Raw genomic sequence first — 561 nt, forward strand, 5'->3', positions numbered from 1 at the left:
CCCGAGCTTCGTAGAAAGCGCAGCGGCTACGGCCACGGGCACGTGGGCCGTTGACCCCTGGAAAACAGAAGCTGGCGTGATGTCGCCGACGAGGTCGAGGCTCAGCGTGCCCTGACCGAAACGGCGAACAGCGCCCGCCACCACCTGGGGGACAACCCGGCCCAGGGCGGGCGACCACCGGGCACCCACCCCCAGACGCACGCTCCCGCCCGAACCGGCCTGCCACTGCAGCGAGCCGCGGGCCGAGGCCCCCACGAGGGGCGTGTCGGGTGCGGAGACTGCCTCCTGCCAGCCCAGCCGGAGTTCGGCCGTGCCCCTGCCTGCGGTGCGGTATCGCCCTTCGATGGCGGCGCCGGCACCCCCGCGCGCGTTGGCATAGTCCAGGAACGCTCGCGCGGGCGCCGCAGACCCCGCCAGCCACGCCGTGTACGGGCTGAACTCCTGCATTGCCGCCCACACGGTCCCACCCAGGGCCAACTTCCCCGCGGCAACGGAACCCTGGAGCCGGCCCATGCCAACCAAACGCGAAGCTGCTTGCGGGTCGGGCACCTTCACACCGTC

General features: G+C 72.5%; 1 protein-coding gene. It reads right to left on the bottom strand.

What is annotated here, in order from left to right; all coding sequences use genetic code 11:
- A partial coding sequence (locus AB1609_15830; GenBank protein MEW6047922.1) for a hypothetical protein occupies positions 1–477 on the bottom strand: 477 nt, incomplete at its 3' end.
- Between the last annotated feature and the right edge of the window lie 84 nt (positions 478–561).

The sequence above is a fragment of the Bacillota bacterium genome (assembly GCA_040754675.1).
Taxonomy (GTDB): Bacteria; Bacillota; Limnochordia; order Limnochordales; family Geochordaceae; genus Geochorda.